Here is a 14,591-nt window from a genome sequence, read left to right as displayed (position 1 = left end):
GCGGAGGCCGCGTCGTGTCCAAAAAAATCAGAATTCGTCTCAAAGCGTTCGATCACCGCGTGCTCGATACCTCCGCCGCCCAAATCGCTGAAACCGCGGCGCGCAGCGGCGCCAAGGTCGCCGGTCCGATCCCGCTTCCTACGGAGATCAACAAGTTCTGCATCCTTACATCCCCTCATGTCAACAAGGATGCCCGTGAGCACTATGAAATGAGAACCCACAAGCGTCTCATCGACATCCTCGATCCGACGCAGAAGACGATGGAAGCATTAATGCAGCTGAATCTTCCCTCTGGTGTCGATATCCAGATCAAGCTCTAACCGAGCGGGAAGCTCTGAGCCAATAAAGCTGAATCTCCCCCCCCCCTTCTGGTGGGGGAGCTCTGAGCAAAGGAGAGTGTAGGTAGTATGAGTCTTGGTATTCTTGGACAAAAGCTGGGCATGACCCGCGTATTCAATGAGGCGGGGCAGTCCGTCCCGGTGACTGTGATCGCTGCTGGTCCTTGTCCTGTGGTCGATGTCCGTACCCCGGAGAAAAACGGTTATAGTGCCATTCTTCTTGGGTTGGGCGAACGGAAGCCTCGCAAGGTGACCAAGCCGCTTCAGGGGATGTATGATCGTTGCGGCGTAAGGCCATGCCGTTGGCTACGCGAGTTCCGCATTGAGAATTCCGCCGAGTATAAAGCTGGCCAAATTGTTGACGTGGCCGTCTTTGCCGAGGGCGAGACGGTCAGCGTCACTGGAACCAGCAAAGGGAAGGGATTCGCTGGCGTTATGAAGCGCTGGAACTTTGGCGGTCTTCAGGCGAGCCATGGCGTGTCCGTGTCGCATCGTAAGCCGGCCTCAAGCGGGGCCAGCAGCTATCCGAGCCATATTTTCAAGGGCAAGGCGATGCCCGGGCATCTCGGCAACGAGCGCGTTACCATCAAGAATCTGACCGTCGTCGCAGTTGATAAGGAGAACAACCTCCTTCTCATCAAGGGTGCGGTTCCTGGCGCCAAAAACGGTCTCGTCCTGATTCACAAGCAGGGCTAGACTGAAGGAGGATCAACGAAATGCCTGTTATCAAGATTATGAATATCAGCGGAGAAGTCGTCGGGGAGAAAACACTTTCTGACGAAGTCTTCGGCGCTTCTGTTCATGTTTCTGCGATGCATCAGGTTGTAGTCGCCCAGTTGGCTCATGCCAGACAAGGGACGGCCAGTACGAAGATGCGCGGCGAAGTTCGCGGCGGCGGCAAGAAACCTTGGAAACAGAAGCATACCGGTCGCGCGCGCGCGGGGAGCAGCCGTTCGCCTCTCTGGGTCGGCGGCGGTGTGGTTCACGGCCCCAAGCCTCGTTCCTACGACCTGAAGGTCAATAAAAAGGTCCGTGCCTTGGCAATGCGCAGTGCTCTTTCCATGAGAGTGATTGAGCAGTCGCTCTGTGCGGTGGAGAACTTTGGTTTTGAGGCCCCTTCCACGAAGAAGATGAAAGGTTTCATCGACTCTCTGAAAGCCAAAAAGATCCTGTTCCTGCTTGACCAGAGAGATGAAAATGTTGTCAGATCCGCCAGCAACATTCCTGGCGCTAAGGTCCTTCATGTTGACAGCATCAACGTACTTGACCTGGTTCATCATGATCATGTCGTGGCCACGCCGGCGGTTCTTGAAAAGCTTGAGGAGGTGTACGCTCGATGAATCTTGTAGCTCATGACATCATCATCCGTCCTGTGGTTACCGAGAAGAGCAGCCGCTTAATGGAAATGAACAAGTACACCTTCGAAGTTCATCCTATGGCCAACAAAATTGAGATTCGCAAGGCCGTCGAGGTTGTCTTCAAGGTTAAAGTCAAGAGCGTCCATACGGTGAAGGTCCATTCCAAGCCCAAACGTATGGGAGCATTTCTCGGCAAGAGCCGCGCGTGGAAAAAGGCCATTATCACGTTAGCCGAGGGAGAGCGCATCCAGTTCTTCGAAGGCGCTGGCGCCTAGCGATTGGAGGAAATCTGAAAAATGGCAATCAAGGAATTCAATCCCTACACCGCCAGTAGACGTCATATGACGATCCTGAGCCGTGAAGACATCACGAAGCAGAAGCCTGAGCGTTCACTGCTTGCTGGAAGAAAGAAGAGAACCGGTGGTCGCAACAACTATGGGCGGAGAACCATGCGTTTCATCGGTGGCGGTCACATTCGCCGTCTGCGCATCGTCGATTTCAAACGCGATAAGATTGGCATCCCCGGTCGCGTTGCGGCAATCGAATATGATCCCAACCGCTCTGCTCGTCTGGCGTTGATTTTTTATGTCGACGGCGAGAAGCGCTATATCCTCTGCCCTGATCAGCTTCATGTCGGCGATACGATCATGGCCGGTCCCGAGGCGGATATCCGCCCCGGCAACGCTAAAAAGTTCAAAAACATTCCTGACGGCACCTTGGTTCACAACATCGAACTCGAACCCGGCCGCGGCGCGAAGCTGGTCCGCTCTGCCGGCGTCAGCGCTCAGCTGATGGCTCGAGAAGGAAAGTTTGCGTTCGTGCGCATGCCTAGCGGTGAGCTTCGCAAGTTCCTGCTCGAATGCACCGCCACCATTGGCGTGGTTGGCAACGGCGAACACGAGAACATCTCGCTCGGCAAGGCCGGCAAGACTCGCTGGTTGGGACGCAAGGGACGCATTCGCGCTATGATTCAGAACCCCGTCGACCATCCCATGGGCGGTGGAGAAGGCACCACGAAATCGCATCATCATCCCTGTTCGCCTTGGGGTACCCCTGCGAAGGGCTATCGTACTCGTGTGCGTAAGCCTTCTGACAAGTTCATTGTCAGACGTCGTTACGCCAAGTAGTAGGGTAAGGAGGACAAAATATGGCACGTTCTGCTAAAAAAGGGCCCTACGTCGAGGCGAGACTCCTCAAGAGGGTCGAGGAACTGAACGGGAGCGGCACCAAGAAGGTTCTCAAAACTTGGTCGCGCGCTTCCATGATCGTTCCGCCTATGGTTGGTCATACAATTGCCGTTCATAACGGCCGTACCCATGTTCCTGTCTACATCAGCGAGAACATGATCGGTCACAAGCTGGGTGAGTTCGCGCTGACCCGTCGTTTTACCGGTCACAGCGGTCAGGAGCGCTCAGTTCCGACAGCGGCGGCGGCACCTAAGGCTGCTCCGGCGGCTAAGTAAAGGGGGACGTTGACGTGCAGGCTTATGCAGTTGCCAAGGCGGTTCGCATTTCGCCTTATAAAGTTCGTCAGGTACTGCCTTTGATTCGCGGCAAGAAAGTTGGAGATGCCATGATGGTTCTCCGCTACACCCCGAAGAAAGCTGCCCGACTGGTGGAGAAGGTGCTGAAGAGCGCCGTCGCCAACGCTGAATTCAACTTCGGCATGGATGTTGAGAAACTGAAGGTCGTCGAAGCCAAGGCTGATCAGGGGCCCAGCATGAAACGTTTCCGTCCCGCGTCCATGGGGCGGGCTCATGCGTATGTGCATCGTACCAGTCACATCACTGTGACGGTCGCCGAGTAAGGAGGAAAGGACTTATGGGTCAGAAAGTTCATCCGATCGGTTATCGCATCGGCGTGATCCGTGACTGGGAATCCAAGTGGTATGCGGTTGGTAAAAACTACGTGAAAAATCTTCACGAGGATATCAAGCTGCGCTCTTGGATTAAAAAACGCTGGGAAGGCGCGGGCATTTCTCGAGTTGAGATCGAGCGTGTGGGCAAGGTCATCCGTTTCACGCTGTGGACAGCTCGTCCTGGCGTGGTGATCGGCAAACAGGGCGCCGAGTTGACGAAGGTGAAAGACGAGCTTCAGGCTCTGACTGGCACTCGGGTAATGCTGAACGTTCAGGAAATCAAAAATCCCGACGTTGACGCCCAGCTTGTGGCCGAAGGCATCGCCTCCGCTCTGGAGCGGCGCGTCAGCTTCCGCCGCGCTATGAAGCAGGCTATGTTCCGCACCATGAAGGCTGGCGGTCTGGGCATCAAGATCCAGTGTTCCGGACGTCTTGGCGGGGCTGAAATTGCCCGCACGGAGTGGTATAACGATGGACGCCTCCCCCTTTCCACTCTCCGCGCTGACGTGGACTACAGTTGCGTCAAGGCCGTGACCATGTACGGCGCTATTGGCGTGAAGTGCTGGATCTACCGTGATGAAAAAGCCTTGAACACGGCAGCGCCTCGCCCTGTTCGCAGCAGGGCGAACAAAAGGGAAGGAGGCCGGGCTTAAATGTTGATGCCGAAGAGAACAAAGTTCCGCAAGCCTCATCGCGATTGCCTTGTGGGCGAAACGAAAGGCGGAGCTTACGTGGCTTTTGGCGAGTTCGGCGTGCAGGCGATGGAATGCGCTTACATCACCGCCCGCCAGATCGAGGCGACCCGCGTCGCCATCAACCGTAAGATGCGCAAGGGCGGCAAGCTCTGGATCCGCATCTTCCCCGACGTGCCTTATACGAAGAAGCCTCTTGAAACTCGAATGGGAAAGGGAAAGGGTGCTCCTGAGTTCTGGGTCTCTGCCGTTCGTAAAGGCCGTATTATGTTTGAGCTTGGCGGGATTCCCCGCGAAGTCGCTGAGGAAGCGTTCCGCACGGCTTCTCACAAGCTTCCTATCAAGGTGCGGCTTGTGACCCGCGACAGTTTGGATGGTGAATAGTAATGGACGCCAAGAGTCTGCGTGAAATGACCGTTGAAGAGCTCATGAACAAGCACGACCAGTTCAAAGAAGAGCTTTTTAACCTGCGCTTCCAGAATGCTGTTGGCCAGTTGAAGAACACCAGCAGAATCAAAGAGGTCAAGAAGACCATCGCGAGAGTCCTTACCATTGTTCACGAAAAAGAACAGGGACTGAACGTGAACACCGGAAGGAGGTAAGGCTCAATGGAAGCGAAAACCCCTCATCGCAAGATGAAAATCGGAATCGTTGTCAGCGACAAGATGGAGAAGACGATCTCTGTCCGTGTGACCCGGCATGCCATGCACCCCGTTTACGGCAAGCGTATCATCAAGTCCAAGAAGTTCCTCGTGCACGACGCCGAGAACGCCTGCCGCATGGGCGACAGAGTCCAGTTTGCCGAAACTCGTCCTATGAGCAAGAACAAGCGCTGGACCCTCGTCAAGATCATTGAGAGAGCCCCCATCCTGGGCGGATCTGTCGAGGAGGATGTTTAACCGATGATTCAGTTAAATACAGTGCTTAACGTCGCTGACAACACTGGTGCGAAACGCGTCAAATGCATCCAAGTGCTCGGTGGCAGCCGTCGCCGTTTCGGCTCGCTGGGCGATATCATTGTCTGCGCCGTAAAGGAAGCCATTCCCAACAGCAATGTTGCCAAGGGCAGCGTCGTCAAGGCTGTGATCGTTCGTACTAAAAAGGAGCGCCGCCGCGCTGACGGTTCCTACGTGCGCTTTGACGACAACGCAGCCGTTCTGATCGACGGTAACGGCGATCCTAGAGGAACCCGTATTTTTGGCCCAGTCGCCCGTGAGCTTCGCGCGAAGAAGTACATGCGCATCATCTCGCTGGCGCCCGAAGTTGTATAGGAGGCCTGCGTGATGAGCAAAATGCGTTTGAAGAAGGGTGACCGCGTCAGAGTCATCTCCGGTAAGGACAAGGGCAAAGAAGGCAAGATTCTTGTCTCCTTCCCCGCGGAAAACAAGGTTATTGTCGAAGGCGTAAGCGTCGCTTCGCGTCACAGCAAGCCCACTCAGGCCAATCCGCAGGGCGGCATCGTCAAGAAGGAGACGCCCATTTACGCCTCCAAGGTCATGCTGATTTGCCCCAACACCGGAAAGCCCACCCGCGTTGGTCATGCTTTCTTGGAAGACGGCCGCAAGGTACGCGTGGCCAAAGTTTCCGGTGAAGTCGTCGACCAGCTCAAGTAGTGGAGGAGGCAAACTATGACCGTACGTGTGCTGGAAAAATACAAGAGCGAGGTTGTGCCTGCGCTTCGGGCGCGGTTCGCCTATAAAAACCCCATGATGATGCCCAAGATCGTCAAGGTTGTCATTAACATCGGCGTCGGCGATGCCAAGAGCGACAGCAAGTTTATCGATGCGGCCGCCGCTGAGCTTGCCACGATCAGCGGGCAGCGTCCGATGATCAAGAAGTCGAAGAAGTCCATTGCGAACTTCAAACTTCGTGAGGGTTCTCCCGTGGGCTGCAGCGTGACGCTTCGCGGCGTGCGCATGTGGGAATTTCTCGATCGACTGCTGAATCTTACTCTTGCCCGCATCAAGGACTTTCAGGGCGTTTCGAGAACGTCCTTCGACGGACGCGGCAATTACAATCTTGGCCTCAGGGATCAGCTGATTTTCCCCGAGATCAATTACGATAAGGTCGTAAAACTGCGCGGCATGAACGTTACCATCGTTACCACTGCGAATACTGACGAAGAGGCGTTTGTCATGCTCGAGAAGCTTGGTATGCCTTTTGCGCATGCTGAATAGGAGGGGTTGAGATGGCGAGAAAAGCTCTTAAGAACAAGGCTGCACTGACCCCGAAATTTTCGACCCGCGGCTACAACAGATGCCCGATCTGCGGCCGTATGCACGGTTACATGAGAGATTTTGACATGTGCCGCTGCTGCTTCCGGAACCTTGCCCGCGAAGGCAAGATCCCTGGAATTGTCAAGTCGAGCTGGTAAATTACCGCTCTGAGAAAGGGGAACTTTCATGTACGTTAACGATCCGATTGCGGATATGCTCACGAGAATTCGCAATGCGAACATGGTTTACCATGAGAGCGTTGATATCCCGATCAGCAAGATGAAGCTGGGGATTGCGAAGATCCTGAAAAGTGAAGGTTACATCCGCAACTACAAGGTCCTCAACGACCCCAAAAAGCCCGCGGGCACCATCAAGGTTTTTATGAACTATGGTCCCAACCGCGAGCGCGTCGTGCAGGGCCTTCGCCGCATGAGTAAGCCCGGCCGCCGTGTCTATGTCGGCAAGGATAAACTGCCTAAAGTCATGGGAGGCTTAGGAATTGCCATTATTTCTACCTCTCAGGGGTTGAAGACCGACGCCGAAGCCAGGCTGCTTGGCCTTGGCGGAGAAGTCGTCTGCTATGTCTGGTAAGGCGAGGGATTAACATGTCAAGATTAGGACGTAAACCCGTCACGGTCCCGCAGGGTGCCAGCGTAGAAGTTAAGGAAGACAGAATCGTTGTCAAGGGCAAGAACGGTCAGCTGTCCATGCCTCTCGTGGAAAACATTTCCGTCGAGGTCAAGGACGGCGCCGTTCACGTAGCCCGCGCCAACGAAGAGAAGCCAACAAAGGCCGCGCACGGCATGGTTCGCGCCATGATCAACAATATGGTTGTCGGCGTTACCGAAGGCTACACCAAGACGCTTGAAATCGAGGGTGTCGGCTATCGTGCCGCTATGAAAGGCAAAAATCTCGGACTGAGCCTTGGATTTTCCCATCCGGTTGAAGTGGTTCCTCCCGAAGGGATTAGCTTTGCCGTGGAAGGCGCAACCAAGATTTTCGTCAAGGGCATTGACAAACAGGTTGTTGGCCAGATCGCTGCGATCATTCGCGGATACCGCGCGCCCGAACCTTACAAGGGCAAGGGCATTCACTATCTCGGCGAACATATCCTGCGCAAGGCCGGCAAGACCGCTACGAAGTAAGACGAGGTGAGCCGATATGATTAAGACCAAGAGTAGAAATGAAATGCGTCTCCTTCGGCACAGCCGTCTTCGCAAGAGCGTTTCCGGCACCGCTGAGAGACCGAGACTGTCTGTTTTCCGTAGCCTGAAAGACATCTACGTTCAGGTGATCGACGACACCGTCGGTCATACGCTGGTTTCCGTTTCCACGAAGGAAAAGTCCGTGGCGCAGACCCTTGAGTGCGGTCATTGCACGGTAGCTGCCGCCAAGGTTATTGGCAAGCTTGTTGCGGAGCGCGCGAAGGAAAAGGGGATCACCGAGGTCGTCTTTGACCGTGGTGGCCATGTGTATCACGGCCGCGTTCAGGCTATTGCCGACGCCGCTCGTGAAGCCGGTTTGAAGCTCTAAGGAGGAATTTCAATGACCGAAAAACAGTCTGCGAGCGGTACCGAGCTGAACGAGCGCGTTGTCTTTATCAACCGTGTCAGCAAGACCGTCAAGGGCGGCAAGAGATTCCGTTTCAGTATCCTTCTTGCCGTCGGTGATGGTGAAGGCAAAGTAGGCATCGGCATGGGCAAGGCCCGAGAAATTTCCGAGGCGGTCCGCAAGGGGATGGAAGACGCGAAGAAGGATATGATCCTCGTGAAGCGCAACGGCAAGACCATCCCTCATCCGGTGATGGGACGATACGGTTCCGCCGCGGTCCTTCTTCGTCCAGCGGCCGACGGTACCGGAGTCATTGCCGGCAGCGTTGTCCGTGCCATTATGGAGCTGGGCGGAATCAAGGACGTTATGACCAAGGTTGTCGGCCATACGAGCAATCCCGTTAACGTTGCCCGCGCTACTCTGGCCGCTGTCGCCGCCTTGCGCACTCGTGACGAGATCATGACGTTGCGCGGCAAGAAAAAGTCGGAGAGCGCTTAGGAGGAAAAGGAGTATGGCTAAACTTCGTATTGTTTGGAAGAAGAGCGACATCGGCCGTCCTGAGCGTCAGTCGCGCACGATCAAGGCGTTGGGATTCCATAAGCTGAACTCGGTAGTTATTCACGAGGATACGCCCCAGATCCGCGGCATGGTTCGCGCTGTGGCTCACCTTGTCGAGTGCTCTGAAGTGAACGAGTAAGGGGGCACAATTAATGAATCTTAGTGATTTGCGTCCGGCCGAAGGCGCCAAGCACAAAGCGAAGCGCGTTGGCTGCGGCATCGGCAGCGGCAACGGCAAAACTGCCGGGAGAGGCACCAAGGGTTACGGCTCCCGTGCCGGCAGCGCTATCCGTCCCGGCTTTGAAGGCGGACAGATGCCTCTGGTTCGCCGCACGCCCAAGCGCGGCTTCAACAATTACAACTTCGCTAAGGTGTATCAGATTGCCAATCTCGGTGACATTGCCGAAATCTTCAAAGAAGGGGCCGTCATTACGGTGAACGAGCTCTTTGCGTACGGCTTGGTCCGGAACATGGATACTCCGGTCAAGATCCTTGGCGATGGCGAGCTCGACAAACCGCTGACGATCAAGGCGGAAGCCTTCAGCAAGTCCGCCGCTCAGAAGATTGCAGCCGCGGGCGGAACTGCTGAGGTGATTTAAAGTGGCTGATACCTTCCGCGACGTATTCAAACTTCCGGATCTCAAAAGGCGCATTCTCTTCACGTTGGGAATGCTGTTCGTTTTCCGCCTGGGAGCTCACATTCCTACGCCGGGCATCAACTCGGCGGCGATGTCCCAGCTCTTTGAAGGAAGTGGCGTTCTTGGTTTTCTTGACCTGTTTGCCGGTGGTGCGCTGAGAAGGTTCAGTCTTTTCTCGCTTGGTGTAGCCCCTTACATCAACGCAAGCATTGTTCTGCAGTTGGCTGCTGTCATTTTCCCGGCGCTTGAGCGTCTTCAGAAAGAAGGGCCCCAAGGGCAGAAGAAAATGACTCAGTATACGAGGTACGGAGCGATTTTCTTCGCTTTTGTGCAGGCGATCGGCATGGCCATGTGGCTGCGCCGCGCCGGCGTTCTGGCCGCGTCGGGGCTTGATTTCTTTGTCGCCGTCATTACGGCGGTGACAGGATCGGTGGCCGTGATGTGGCTTGGCGAAGAAATGACCGATCACGGCATCGGCAACGGCATTTCCTTGCTGATCTTTGCCGGTATCGTTGCCCGTCTTCCCGAGGCCGTGATTCAGACGTTCTCGATGATCAGCTCCGGTGAAATGAACGTTGTCACGCTGATTCTGGCGCTCGCCGTCATGGTTGCGGTTCTTGCGGGAGCGGTGCTTCTTGAACAGGGACAGCGCCGTCTTCCCGTTCAGTATGCGAAGCGCGTCGTCGGTAATCGCGTGTACGGAGGACAGAGCAGCTTTATTCCGCTGCGCGTCAACATGGGCGGCGTCATGCCGATCATTTTTGCCTCGTCGCTGCTGATTTTCCCCTCGACGGTGCTTCGTCTTTTCCACGGCACAGAACGGTTGGCGAATTACTTTGCCCCTGGCAGTTGGCTTTACACGGTCCTGTACGTGGTGCTGATCGTGTTCTTCGGCTTCTTTTACACAGCCATGGTGTTCAATCCGAGCGACATCGCGGATAACATGAAGAAAAACGGCGGCTTCATCCTTGGCATCCGTCCGGGGAAGCCTACGTCCGATTACATTGAGAAGATCGCTTCCCGCATCACGCTGGTGGGATCGGTATTTCTCGTCGTGGTCGCTCTTGTCCCCGATCTTCTGACGAACGTCTTCGGCATCACAAGCTTCTATTTTGGCGGAACGTCCGTCCTGATCATCGTCGGCGTGGCGCTTGAGATCGTTGAGCAGGTCAACAGCCAGCTTTTGATGCGCAATTATGAGGGCGTCCTCAAGCGTGCCAAGGGCGGCCGGGGATTGCTTCGTTTCTAGGGAGGACTGGAGATGAGAATTATTCTTGTCGGACCTCCGGGCGCAGGCAAAGGCACTCAAGCCGAGAAGATTGTCGCGAAATACGGTGTCGCTCACATTTCCACGGGCGACATCCTTCGCGCTAACGTCAAGGCTGGCACGGAGCTGGGCAGAAAAGCCAAATCCTTCATGGACGCCGGCGCTCTTGTGCCCGACGAGGTGATCGTCGGCATGATGCGCGGACGGCTCGCCGAAGACGACTGCCGAAAAGGGTTTATCCTTGACGGTTTTCCCCGCACGGTCCCCCAAGCGGAAGCGCTCACTTCGCTTCTTGCGGAAATGGAGATCAAGCTTGACGGCGTGATCCTGCTCGACGTGGACGACGAAACGGTCGTCAAGCGCCTGTGTGGCCGCCGCATGTGCAAGAAGTGCGGCAGAATCTACCATGTCGCTTTCAAGCCCTCTTCAAGAGGTGACCATTGCGATTCGTGCGGCGGCGATCTCTATCAGAGGGACGACGACAGGGAAACGGTGATTCGCCAGCGTCTGGCGGTGTATCATGACCAGACGGCTCCTCTTGTCGATTATTACGACAAGGCGGGGCTTTTGCTCAGGATCGACGCCGCCGAAGCCGGCGACCATGTTTTAAGCCGTATCGAAGCCATGCTTGAGAGGCGTGCATGATCTCTCTCAAGTCCGCTGGCGATATTGAGAAGATGCGTCGCGCCGGCGCGATCCTTGCCGATCTTCTGATGAATCTGAAGGGGATCGTCAAGCCTGGCATGACGACTGCCGACATCGATCGATACGCCGAAGACTTTATCAGGAAAAACGGTGCGGTCCCTTCCGAAAAAGGATATGCGGTACCGGGGATCCCCGAGCCTTATCCTGCTTCGGTCTGTACGTCGGTCAACGATGAAGTGGTTCATGGGATCCCCAGCGATAAACGGATCCTCAGAGACGGCGACATTGTCAGTGTCGATGTCATGGCCTGTTATCAGGGGCTCCACGCTGACGCGTGCTACACCTACGCGGTGGGCGGCATTTCGCCGCAGAGGCAGGCGCTGCTTGACGTAACACGGGAAAGTTTGGATCGCGCGATCGCCCAGGTGAAAGCCGGGGCGACTCTCGGAGACATCGGAAACGCGGTGGAATCTTTCGTGATTCCCAAAGGATATGGCATAGTGCGGGAATATGCAGGACACGGAATTGGGCGTCATCCCCATGAGGCCCCGTCGGTCTTGAACTACGGTGAGCCCGGCACAGGAGTAACTCTTTTGAAGGGTATGACGATCGCCATCGAGCCCATGATCATGTGCGGCGGCGAGACTCTGAAAGACGGAAAGGACGGTTGGCTTGTTTCGACGGCCGACGGTTCTGACGCGGCCCATTTCGAAAAAACCGTCCTTGTCACTGTGGACGGAGCAGAAATCCTGACTCCCTGGCACTAGCCGGGATCTTTGAGGAGGTTCGTAAGGTTCCATGGCTAACAAGGACGATGTGATCGAGGTCCACGGCGAAGTCGAAGAGCCCTTGCCCAACGCCATGTTTCGCGTTAGGCTTGAGACGGGGCAGGTGATTCTGGCTCATGTTTCGGGAAAAATGAGGATGCATTTCATCCGCATTCTTCCCGGCGACAAGGTTCTGTTGGAGCTGTCGCCTTACGACCTGACCAGAGGGCGGATCACTTACCGCTACAAGTAGTCGATATGCTGCCTTTCCGGCTGTTTGCGGCCGGGAGCGGAATGTCCATGAGGAGTGTGCAAACTATGAAGGTTAGATCATCTGTTAAACCCATTTGTGAGTATTGCCGAGTGATCAAGCGCAATGGCGTCATTCGCGTCATCTGCAGCCGCGATCCTCGTCATAAACAGCGTCAGGGCGCTAGGAGGTAACTGGTATGGCTCGAATTGCAGGAGTTGATCTTCCCCGCGACAAGCGTGTTGAGATCGGCCTCACCTACATCTATGGCATCGGTCTGAGCACGGCTCGCGAGATTCTCAAGAAGACCGGCGTGAACCCGGATACGCGCGTCAAGGATCTCACCGAAGAAGAAGCCCAGCTGCTTCGTTCCGAAATCGTCAACAATCACAAGGTGGAGGGCGACCTTCGCCGTGAGGTGTCCATGAACATCAAGCGGTTGATGGACATCGGCTGCTATCGCGGTATCCGTCACCGCCTGGGACTGCCCTGCCGCGGTCAGCGCACCAAGACGAATGCCCGTACGTGGAAGAACCGCAAAGGACGTTCACGTCCCGTCGCCGGTAAGAAGACCGCATAACCAAGGGAGGTAACGTTCGTGGCCAATCGCACACAGCGTAAAAAGGAAAAGAAGAATATCAGCTACGGAGTCGCCCATATCTTCTCGACGTTCAACAACACCATCGTGAGCATCACCGATAAAGGCGGCGCTCTTCTGGCTTGGGCGTCGGGCGGCAACGTCGGCTTCAAGGGCGCCCGCAAGTCGACCCCCTTCGCCGCGCAGGTCGCTTCTCAGCAGGCCGCCAAGACGGCGCAGGATCACGGCCTTCGTGAAATCGACGTCGTCGTCAAAGGCCCCGGTCCCGGCCGTGAGTCTGCCATCCGCGCCCTTCAGGCCGTCGGCCTGCAGGTCAACTCCATCAGGGACGAGACCCCCATACCTCACAACGGATGCCGTCCTCCCAAAAGACGCCGCGTCTAATACTTGTATTTTGTTGTTAAAGCTGCGTAGAATCCGTCGTAGCCTCAATCGGCTATGGAGTTATAGGAAGGGTGTGGGGATCTTTGGAGATTATGCGGCCTGAGATTCAAGTTGAAGAGTGTTCCAGTACCGCCGCGCGGCTGGTTATTGGTCCGCTCGAACGCGGTTATGGTCAGACGATAGGTAACGCTCTCCGTCGTGTACTGCTTTCTTCGATCAAAGGGGCGGCGATTAGCGCGGTTCGCGTTGAAGGCGCTCAGCACGAGTTTACGACGATCCCTGGCATGAAGGAAGACGTTATCGAGCTGCTGCTGAATCTCAAGCACGTGCCTGTCCGCTCCCATAGCGCCGAATACCGTACACTGAAGCTGGATGTGGAAGGCGGAAAGAAGGTTACGGCAGCCGATTTTCAGGAGGACAGCGACATCGAGTTCATAGATCCCGACGCGTACATCTGTACGCTGGCTGAAGGGCATTCGCTTTCGCTCGAAGTTTACATCGAGCAGGGCGTGGGCTACGCCACTGTGGATCGGCCGCGTCCGAGCTATTTACCGGTAGACGCTCTTATGATCGATGCCATTTACTCTCCGATCCTTCGTGTCAAGTACGAAGTTCAGAATGAGCGCGTCGGCCAGAAGACGGACTATGAAAAAATCGTGATGAACGTCACCACGAACGGCGTCGTCGCTCCCGATATCGCCGTCGCCGAAGCGGCGAAACTGCTTCGCGAATATTTCGATATCGTCATCCAGGAGCTTCGCAAGCTTCATCCCGCCGAGCCCGGGCTGTTCGACGACGAAAGCGCATCCCAGCCGTCCGGGAACGGTCAGGCCGGAGACGGTGCCGATAATCCGCCGGAAAATGCCCTGCTGAACAAACCGGTCAGGGAACTTGAACTTTCAATCAGAAGTGAAAACTGCCTGCTTCGCGGTGGCATTCATACCATTGGCGATCTTGTCAGCCGCAGTAAGGATGACTTGCTGAAGATCCGCAACCTGGGCAAGATCTCTCTTCGCGAGATCGAGGAGAAGATGACCAAGTACGGTATCGTCCTCAGTGACGACAAGGCAAGCGCAGAGAACTCAAGCAAGGAGGACTAAGTCCCTATGAGACATGGAGTTGCCCAGAGAAAGCTCGGCCGCAACGGCAGCCACAGACGCGCGATGCTGGCCAATCTGGTCGCGAGTCTGATCCTGGAAGGCAGCATCGAGACCACCGTGACGCGCGCGAAGGAAGTTCGCCGCGTCGCCGAGCGTTTGATCACGCGCGCCAAGGGCGGCACGTTGCACGATCGCCGTATCGTCATTTCGCGTATGAACTATAAGGAGGCCGTCATCAAGCTGTTCGACGACGTCGCCCCCCGCTTTGCGGATCGTCCCGGCGGATACACCCGCATTATCCGTACCCGTTTCCGTGTCGGCGACGCTTCGCCTATGGCTGTCATTTCGCTGGTTGACTAAAAACGCCGGAAA

General features: G+C 55.8%; 30 protein-coding genes. All 30 read left to right on the top strand.

Translation table 11 applies throughout. The features are described 5' to 3' along the window. Positions 1-14 precede the first annotated feature (14 nt). The 30 genes from rpsJ to rplQ all read left to right on the top strand — a co-directional run bounded on the left by rpsJ (position 15) and on the right by rplQ (position 14,579). Positions 15-320, top strand: a complete 306-nt coding sequence (gene rpsJ / locus HMPREF7215_RS08635; RefSeq protein WP_009165425.1) for a 30S ribosomal protein S10 — start codon at positions 15-17, stop codon at positions 318-320. Between the two features lie 87 nt (positions 321-407). Further along, positions 408-1,034, top strand: a complete 627-nt coding sequence (gene rplC / locus HMPREF7215_RS08630) for a 50S ribosomal protein L3 (protein WP_009165424.1) — start codon at positions 408-410, stop codon at positions 1,032-1,034. 20 nt (positions 1,035-1,054) lie between these two features. Continuing rightward, positions 1,055-1,678, top strand: a complete 624-nt coding sequence (gene rplD / locus HMPREF7215_RS08625; protein WP_009165423.1) for a 50S ribosomal protein L4 — start codon at positions 1,055-1,057, stop codon at positions 1,676-1,678. Next, on the top strand, positions 1,675-1,971 hold the full coding sequence (gene rplW / locus HMPREF7215_RS08620) for a 50S ribosomal protein L23 (RefSeq protein WP_009165422.1): 297 nt from the start codon (positions 1,675-1,677) through the stop codon (positions 1,969-1,971). Before rplD ends, rplW begins: the two co-directional genes overlap by 4 nt. Before the next feature lie 21 nt (positions 1,972-1,992). Beyond that, entirely contained in the window at positions 1,993-2,823 is an 831-nt protein-coding gene (rplB, locus tag HMPREF7215_RS08615) for a 50S ribosomal protein L2 (protein WP_009165421.1), read from the top strand. Between the two features lie 20 nt (positions 2,824-2,843). Then, positions 2,844-3,158 carry a 30S ribosomal protein S19 gene (rpsS, locus tag HMPREF7215_RS08610; RefSeq protein ID WP_050768901.1) on the top strand — a complete coding sequence of 105 codons (315 nt, stop codon included), beginning with the start codon at positions 2,844-2,846 and terminating at the stop codon, positions 3,156-3,158. A 14-nt stretch (positions 3,159-3,172) separates the two neighbouring features. Then, positions 3,173-3,502: a 50S ribosomal protein L22 gene (rplV, locus tag HMPREF7215_RS08605; RefSeq protein ID WP_009165420.1), complete on the top strand. Its 330-nt coding sequence runs from the start codon at positions 3,173-3,175 to the stop codon at positions 3,500-3,502. A gap of 14 nt (positions 3,503-3,516) precedes the next feature. Further along, positions 3,517-4,206: a 30S ribosomal protein S3 gene (gene rpsC / locus HMPREF7215_RS08600; RefSeq protein WP_009165419.1), complete on the top strand. Its 690-nt coding sequence runs from the start codon at positions 3,517-3,519 to the stop codon at positions 4,204-4,206. Then, positions 4,207-4,629, top strand: coding sequence for a 50S ribosomal protein L16 (gene rplP / locus HMPREF7215_RS08595; RefSeq protein WP_009165418.1), 423 nt, complete (start codon positions 4,207-4,209; stop codon positions 4,627-4,629). A 2-nt stretch (positions 4,630-4,631) separates the two neighbouring features. Continuing rightward, positions 4,632-4,847: a 50S ribosomal protein L29 gene (gene rpmC, locus HMPREF7215_RS08590; RefSeq protein WP_009165417.1), complete on the top strand. Its 216-nt coding sequence runs from the start codon at positions 4,632-4,634 to the stop codon at positions 4,845-4,847. Between the two features lie 6 nt (positions 4,848-4,853). Then, positions 4,854-5,144 carry a 30S ribosomal protein S17 gene (rpsQ, locus tag HMPREF7215_RS08585; RefSeq protein ID WP_009165416.1) on the top strand — a complete coding sequence of 97 codons (291 nt, stop codon included), beginning with the start codon at positions 4,854-4,856 and terminating at the stop codon, positions 5,142-5,144. 3 nt (positions 5,145-5,147) lie between these two features. Continuing rightward, entirely contained in the window at positions 5,148-5,516 is a 369-nt protein-coding gene (rplN, locus tag HMPREF7215_RS08580; RefSeq protein ID WP_009165415.1) for a 50S ribosomal protein L14, read from the top strand. A gap of 12 nt (positions 5,517-5,528) precedes the next feature. Beyond that, the gene (rplX, locus tag HMPREF7215_RS08575) at positions 5,529-5,858 is read left to right on the top strand and encodes a 50S ribosomal protein L24 (protein WP_083798306.1); all 330 of its coding nucleotides are present in this window, start codon (positions 5,529-5,531) and stop codon (positions 5,856-5,858) included. A 15-nt stretch (positions 5,859-5,873) separates the two neighbouring features. Continuing rightward, entirely contained in the window at positions 5,874-6,422 is a 549-nt protein-coding gene (gene rplE, locus HMPREF7215_RS08570) for a 50S ribosomal protein L5 (protein ID WP_009165413.1), read from the top strand. An 11-nt stretch (positions 6,423-6,433) separates the two neighbouring features. After that, entirely contained in the window at positions 6,434-6,619 is a 186-nt protein-coding gene (locus tag HMPREF7215_RS08565) for a type Z 30S ribosomal protein S14 (RefSeq protein WP_009165412.1), read from the top strand. 28 nt (positions 6,620-6,647) lie between these two features. Next, a complete protein-coding gene (rpsH, locus tag HMPREF7215_RS08560; RefSeq protein ID WP_009165411.1) occupies positions 6,648-7,052 on the top strand; it encodes a 30S ribosomal protein S8 in 405 nt (134 codons plus the stop codon). 14 nt (positions 7,053-7,066) lie between these two features. Further along, positions 7,067-7,606 (top strand): 50S ribosomal protein L6, encoded by a 540-nt coding sequence (gene rplF, locus HMPREF7215_RS08555; RefSeq protein ID WP_009165410.1) that lies wholly within the window; start codon positions 7,067-7,069, stop codon positions 7,604-7,606. A gap of 16 nt (positions 7,607-7,622) precedes the next feature. Further along, positions 7,623-7,994, top strand: coding sequence for a 50S ribosomal protein L18 (rplR, locus tag HMPREF7215_RS08550; RefSeq protein ID WP_009165409.1), 372 nt, complete (start codon positions 7,623-7,625; stop codon positions 7,992-7,994). A gap of 12 nt (positions 7,995-8,006) precedes the next feature. Beyond that, a complete protein-coding gene (gene rpsE, locus HMPREF7215_RS08545; RefSeq protein ID WP_009165408.1) occupies positions 8,007-8,510 on the top strand; it encodes a 30S ribosomal protein S5 in 504 nt (167 codons plus the stop codon). A gap of 13 nt (positions 8,511-8,523) precedes the next feature. Then, positions 8,524-8,709: a 50S ribosomal protein L30 gene (gene rpmD / locus HMPREF7215_RS08540; RefSeq protein WP_009165407.1), complete on the top strand. Its 186-nt coding sequence runs from the start codon at positions 8,524-8,526 to the stop codon at positions 8,707-8,709. A gap of 13 nt (positions 8,710-8,722) precedes the next feature. Beyond that, entirely contained in the window at positions 8,723-9,169 is a 447-nt protein-coding gene (rplO, locus tag HMPREF7215_RS08535; RefSeq protein WP_009165406.1) for a 50S ribosomal protein L15, read from the top strand. 1 nt (position 9,170) lies between these two features. Continuing rightward, on the top strand, positions 9,171-10,457 hold the full coding sequence (gene secY, locus HMPREF7215_RS08530) for a preprotein translocase subunit SecY (protein ID WP_009165405.1): 1,287 nt from the start codon (positions 9,171-9,173) through the stop codon (positions 10,455-10,457). Positions 10,458-10,469: 12 nt separating this feature from the next. After that, positions 10,470-11,120 (top strand): adenylate kinase, encoded by a 651-nt coding sequence (locus tag HMPREF7215_RS08525; RefSeq protein ID WP_009165404.1) that lies wholly within the window; start codon positions 10,470-10,472, stop codon positions 11,118-11,120. Next, positions 11,117-11,887 carry a type I methionyl aminopeptidase gene (map, locus tag HMPREF7215_RS08520; protein ID WP_009165403.1) on the top strand — a complete coding sequence of 257 codons (771 nt, stop codon included), beginning with the start codon at positions 11,117-11,119 and terminating at the stop codon, positions 11,885-11,887. The genes HMPREF7215_RS08525 and map overlap by 4 nt, the downstream gene beginning before the upstream one ends. A gap of 31 nt (positions 11,888-11,918) precedes the next feature. Further along, positions 11,919-12,140 carry a translation initiation factor IF-1 gene (infA, locus tag HMPREF7215_RS08515; RefSeq protein ID WP_009165402.1) on the top strand — a complete coding sequence of 74 codons (222 nt, stop codon included), beginning with the start codon at positions 11,919-11,921 and terminating at the stop codon, positions 12,138-12,140. Positions 12,141-12,205: 65 nt separating this feature from the next. Next, on the top strand, positions 12,206-12,331 hold the full coding sequence (gene rpmJ / locus HMPREF7215_RS12880; protein ID WP_009165401.1) for a 50S ribosomal protein L36: 126 nt from the start codon (positions 12,206-12,208) through the stop codon (positions 12,329-12,331). A 5-nt stretch (positions 12,332-12,336) separates the two neighbouring features. After that, the gene (rpsM, locus tag HMPREF7215_RS08510; protein ID WP_009165400.1) at positions 12,337-12,717 is read left to right on the top strand and encodes a 30S ribosomal protein S13; all 381 of its coding nucleotides are present in this window, start codon (positions 12,337-12,339) and stop codon (positions 12,715-12,717) included. An 18-nt stretch (positions 12,718-12,735) separates the two neighbouring features. Further along, on the top strand, positions 12,736-13,119 hold the full coding sequence (rpsK, locus tag HMPREF7215_RS08505) for a 30S ribosomal protein S11 (protein ID WP_009165399.1): 384 nt from the start codon (positions 12,736-12,738) through the stop codon (positions 13,117-13,119). A 92-nt stretch (positions 13,120-13,211) separates the two neighbouring features. Beyond that, positions 13,212-14,219 (top strand): DNA-directed RNA polymerase subunit alpha, encoded by a 1,008-nt coding sequence (locus HMPREF7215_RS08500; RefSeq protein WP_040551000.1) that lies wholly within the window; start codon positions 13,212-13,214, stop codon positions 14,217-14,219. A gap of 6 nt (positions 14,220-14,225) precedes the next feature. Then, positions 14,226-14,579, top strand: coding sequence for a 50S ribosomal protein L17 (rplQ, locus tag HMPREF7215_RS08495; RefSeq protein WP_009165397.1), 354 nt, complete (start codon positions 14,226-14,228; stop codon positions 14,577-14,579). Positions 14,580-14,591: the final 12 nt, after the last annotated feature.

Source organism: Pyramidobacter piscolens W5455 (assembly GCF_000177335.1).
Classification (GTDB): domain Bacteria; phylum Synergistota; class Synergistia; order Synergistales; family Dethiosulfovibrionaceae; genus Pyramidobacter; species Pyramidobacter piscolens.
This window is presented reverse-complemented; position numbering and strand designations above follow the sequence as displayed.

Bases quoted from the DNA above. Each gene is read 5' to 3' on its own strand.
- rplN (WP_009165415.1), top strand. From the start codon at position 5,148: ATGATTCAGTTAAATACAGTGCTTAACGTCGCTGACAACACTGGTGCG.
- rplW (WP_009165422.1), top strand. From the start codon at position 1,675: ATGAATCTTGTAGCTCATGACATCATCATCCGTCCTGTGGTTACCGAG.
- map (WP_009165403.1), top strand. From the start codon at position 11,117: ATGATCTCTCTCAAGTCCGCTGGCGATATTGAGAAGATGCGTCGCGCC.
- rpsC (WP_009165419.1), top strand. From the start codon at position 3,517: ATGGGTCAGAAAGTTCATCCGATCGGTTATCGCATCGGCGTGATCCGT.
- HMPREF7215_RS08525 (WP_009165404.1), top strand. From the start codon at position 10,470: ATGAGAATTATTCTTGTCGGACCTCCGGGCGCAGGCAAAGGCACTCAA.
- rplX (WP_083798306.1), top strand. From the start codon at position 5,529: ATGAGCAAAATGCGTTTGAAGAAGGGTGACCGCGTCAGAGTCATCTCC.
- rplE (WP_009165413.1), top strand. From the start codon at position 5,874: ATGACCGTACGTGTGCTGGAAAAATACAAGAGCGAGGTTGTGCCTGCG.
- rpmD (WP_009165407.1), top strand. From the start codon at position 8,524: ATGGCTAAACTTCGTATTGTTTGGAAGAAGAGCGACATCGGCCGTCCT.
- rplO (WP_009165406.1), top strand. From the start codon at position 8,723: ATGAATCTTAGTGATTTGCGTCCGGCCGAAGGCGCCAAGCACAAAGCG.
- rplR (WP_009165409.1), top strand. From the start codon at position 7,623: ATGATTAAGACCAAGAGTAGAAATGAAATGCGTCTCCTTCGGCACAGC.
- rpmJ (WP_009165401.1), top strand. From the start codon at position 12,206: ATGAAGGTTAGATCATCTGTTAAACCCATTTGTGAGTATTGCCGAGTG.
- rpsE (WP_009165408.1), top strand. From the start codon at position 8,007: ATGACCGAAAAACAGTCTGCGAGCGGTACCGAGCTGAACGAGCGCGTT.
- rpmC (WP_009165417.1), top strand. From the start codon at position 4,632: ATGGACGCCAAGAGTCTGCGTGAAATGACCGTTGAAGAGCTCATGAAC.
- rplF (WP_009165410.1), top strand. From the start codon at position 7,067: ATGTCAAGATTAGGACGTAAACCCGTCACGGTCCCGCAGGGTGCCAGC.
- rplP (WP_009165418.1), top strand. From the start codon at position 4,207: ATGTTGATGCCGAAGAGAACAAAGTTCCGCAAGCCTCATCGCGATTGC.
- rplQ (WP_009165397.1), top strand. From the start codon at position 14,226: ATGAGACATGGAGTTGCCCAGAGAAAGCTCGGCCGCAACGGCAGCCAC.
- rplC (WP_009165424.1), top strand. From the start codon at position 408: ATGAGTCTTGGTATTCTTGGACAAAAGCTGGGCATGACCCGCGTATTC.
- rpsH (WP_009165411.1), top strand. From the start codon at position 6,648: ATGTACGTTAACGATCCGATTGCGGATATGCTCACGAGAATTCGCAAT.
- HMPREF7215_RS08500 (WP_040551000.1), top strand. From the start codon at position 13,212: ATGCGGCCTGAGATTCAAGTTGAAGAGTGTTCCAGTACCGCCGCGCGG.
- HMPREF7215_RS08565 (WP_009165412.1), top strand. From the start codon at position 6,434: ATGGCGAGAAAAGCTCTTAAGAACAAGGCTGCACTGACCCCGAAATTT.
- rplD (WP_009165423.1), top strand. From the start codon at position 1,055: ATGCCTGTTATCAAGATTATGAATATCAGCGGAGAAGTCGTCGGGGAG.
- rpsM (WP_009165400.1), top strand. From the start codon at position 12,337: ATGGCTCGAATTGCAGGAGTTGATCTTCCCCGCGACAAGCGTGTTGAG.
- rplB (WP_009165421.1), top strand. From the start codon at position 1,993: ATGGCAATCAAGGAATTCAATCCCTACACCGCCAGTAGACGTCATATG.
- rpsS (WP_050768901.1), top strand. From the start codon at position 2,844: ATGGCACGTTCTGCTAAAAAAGGGCCCTACGTCGAGGCGAGACTCCTC.
- infA (WP_009165402.1), top strand. From the start codon at position 11,919: ATGGCTAACAAGGACGATGTGATCGAGGTCCACGGCGAAGTCGAAGAG.
- rpsQ (WP_009165416.1), top strand. From the start codon at position 4,854: ATGGAAGCGAAAACCCCTCATCGCAAGATGAAAATCGGAATCGTTGTC.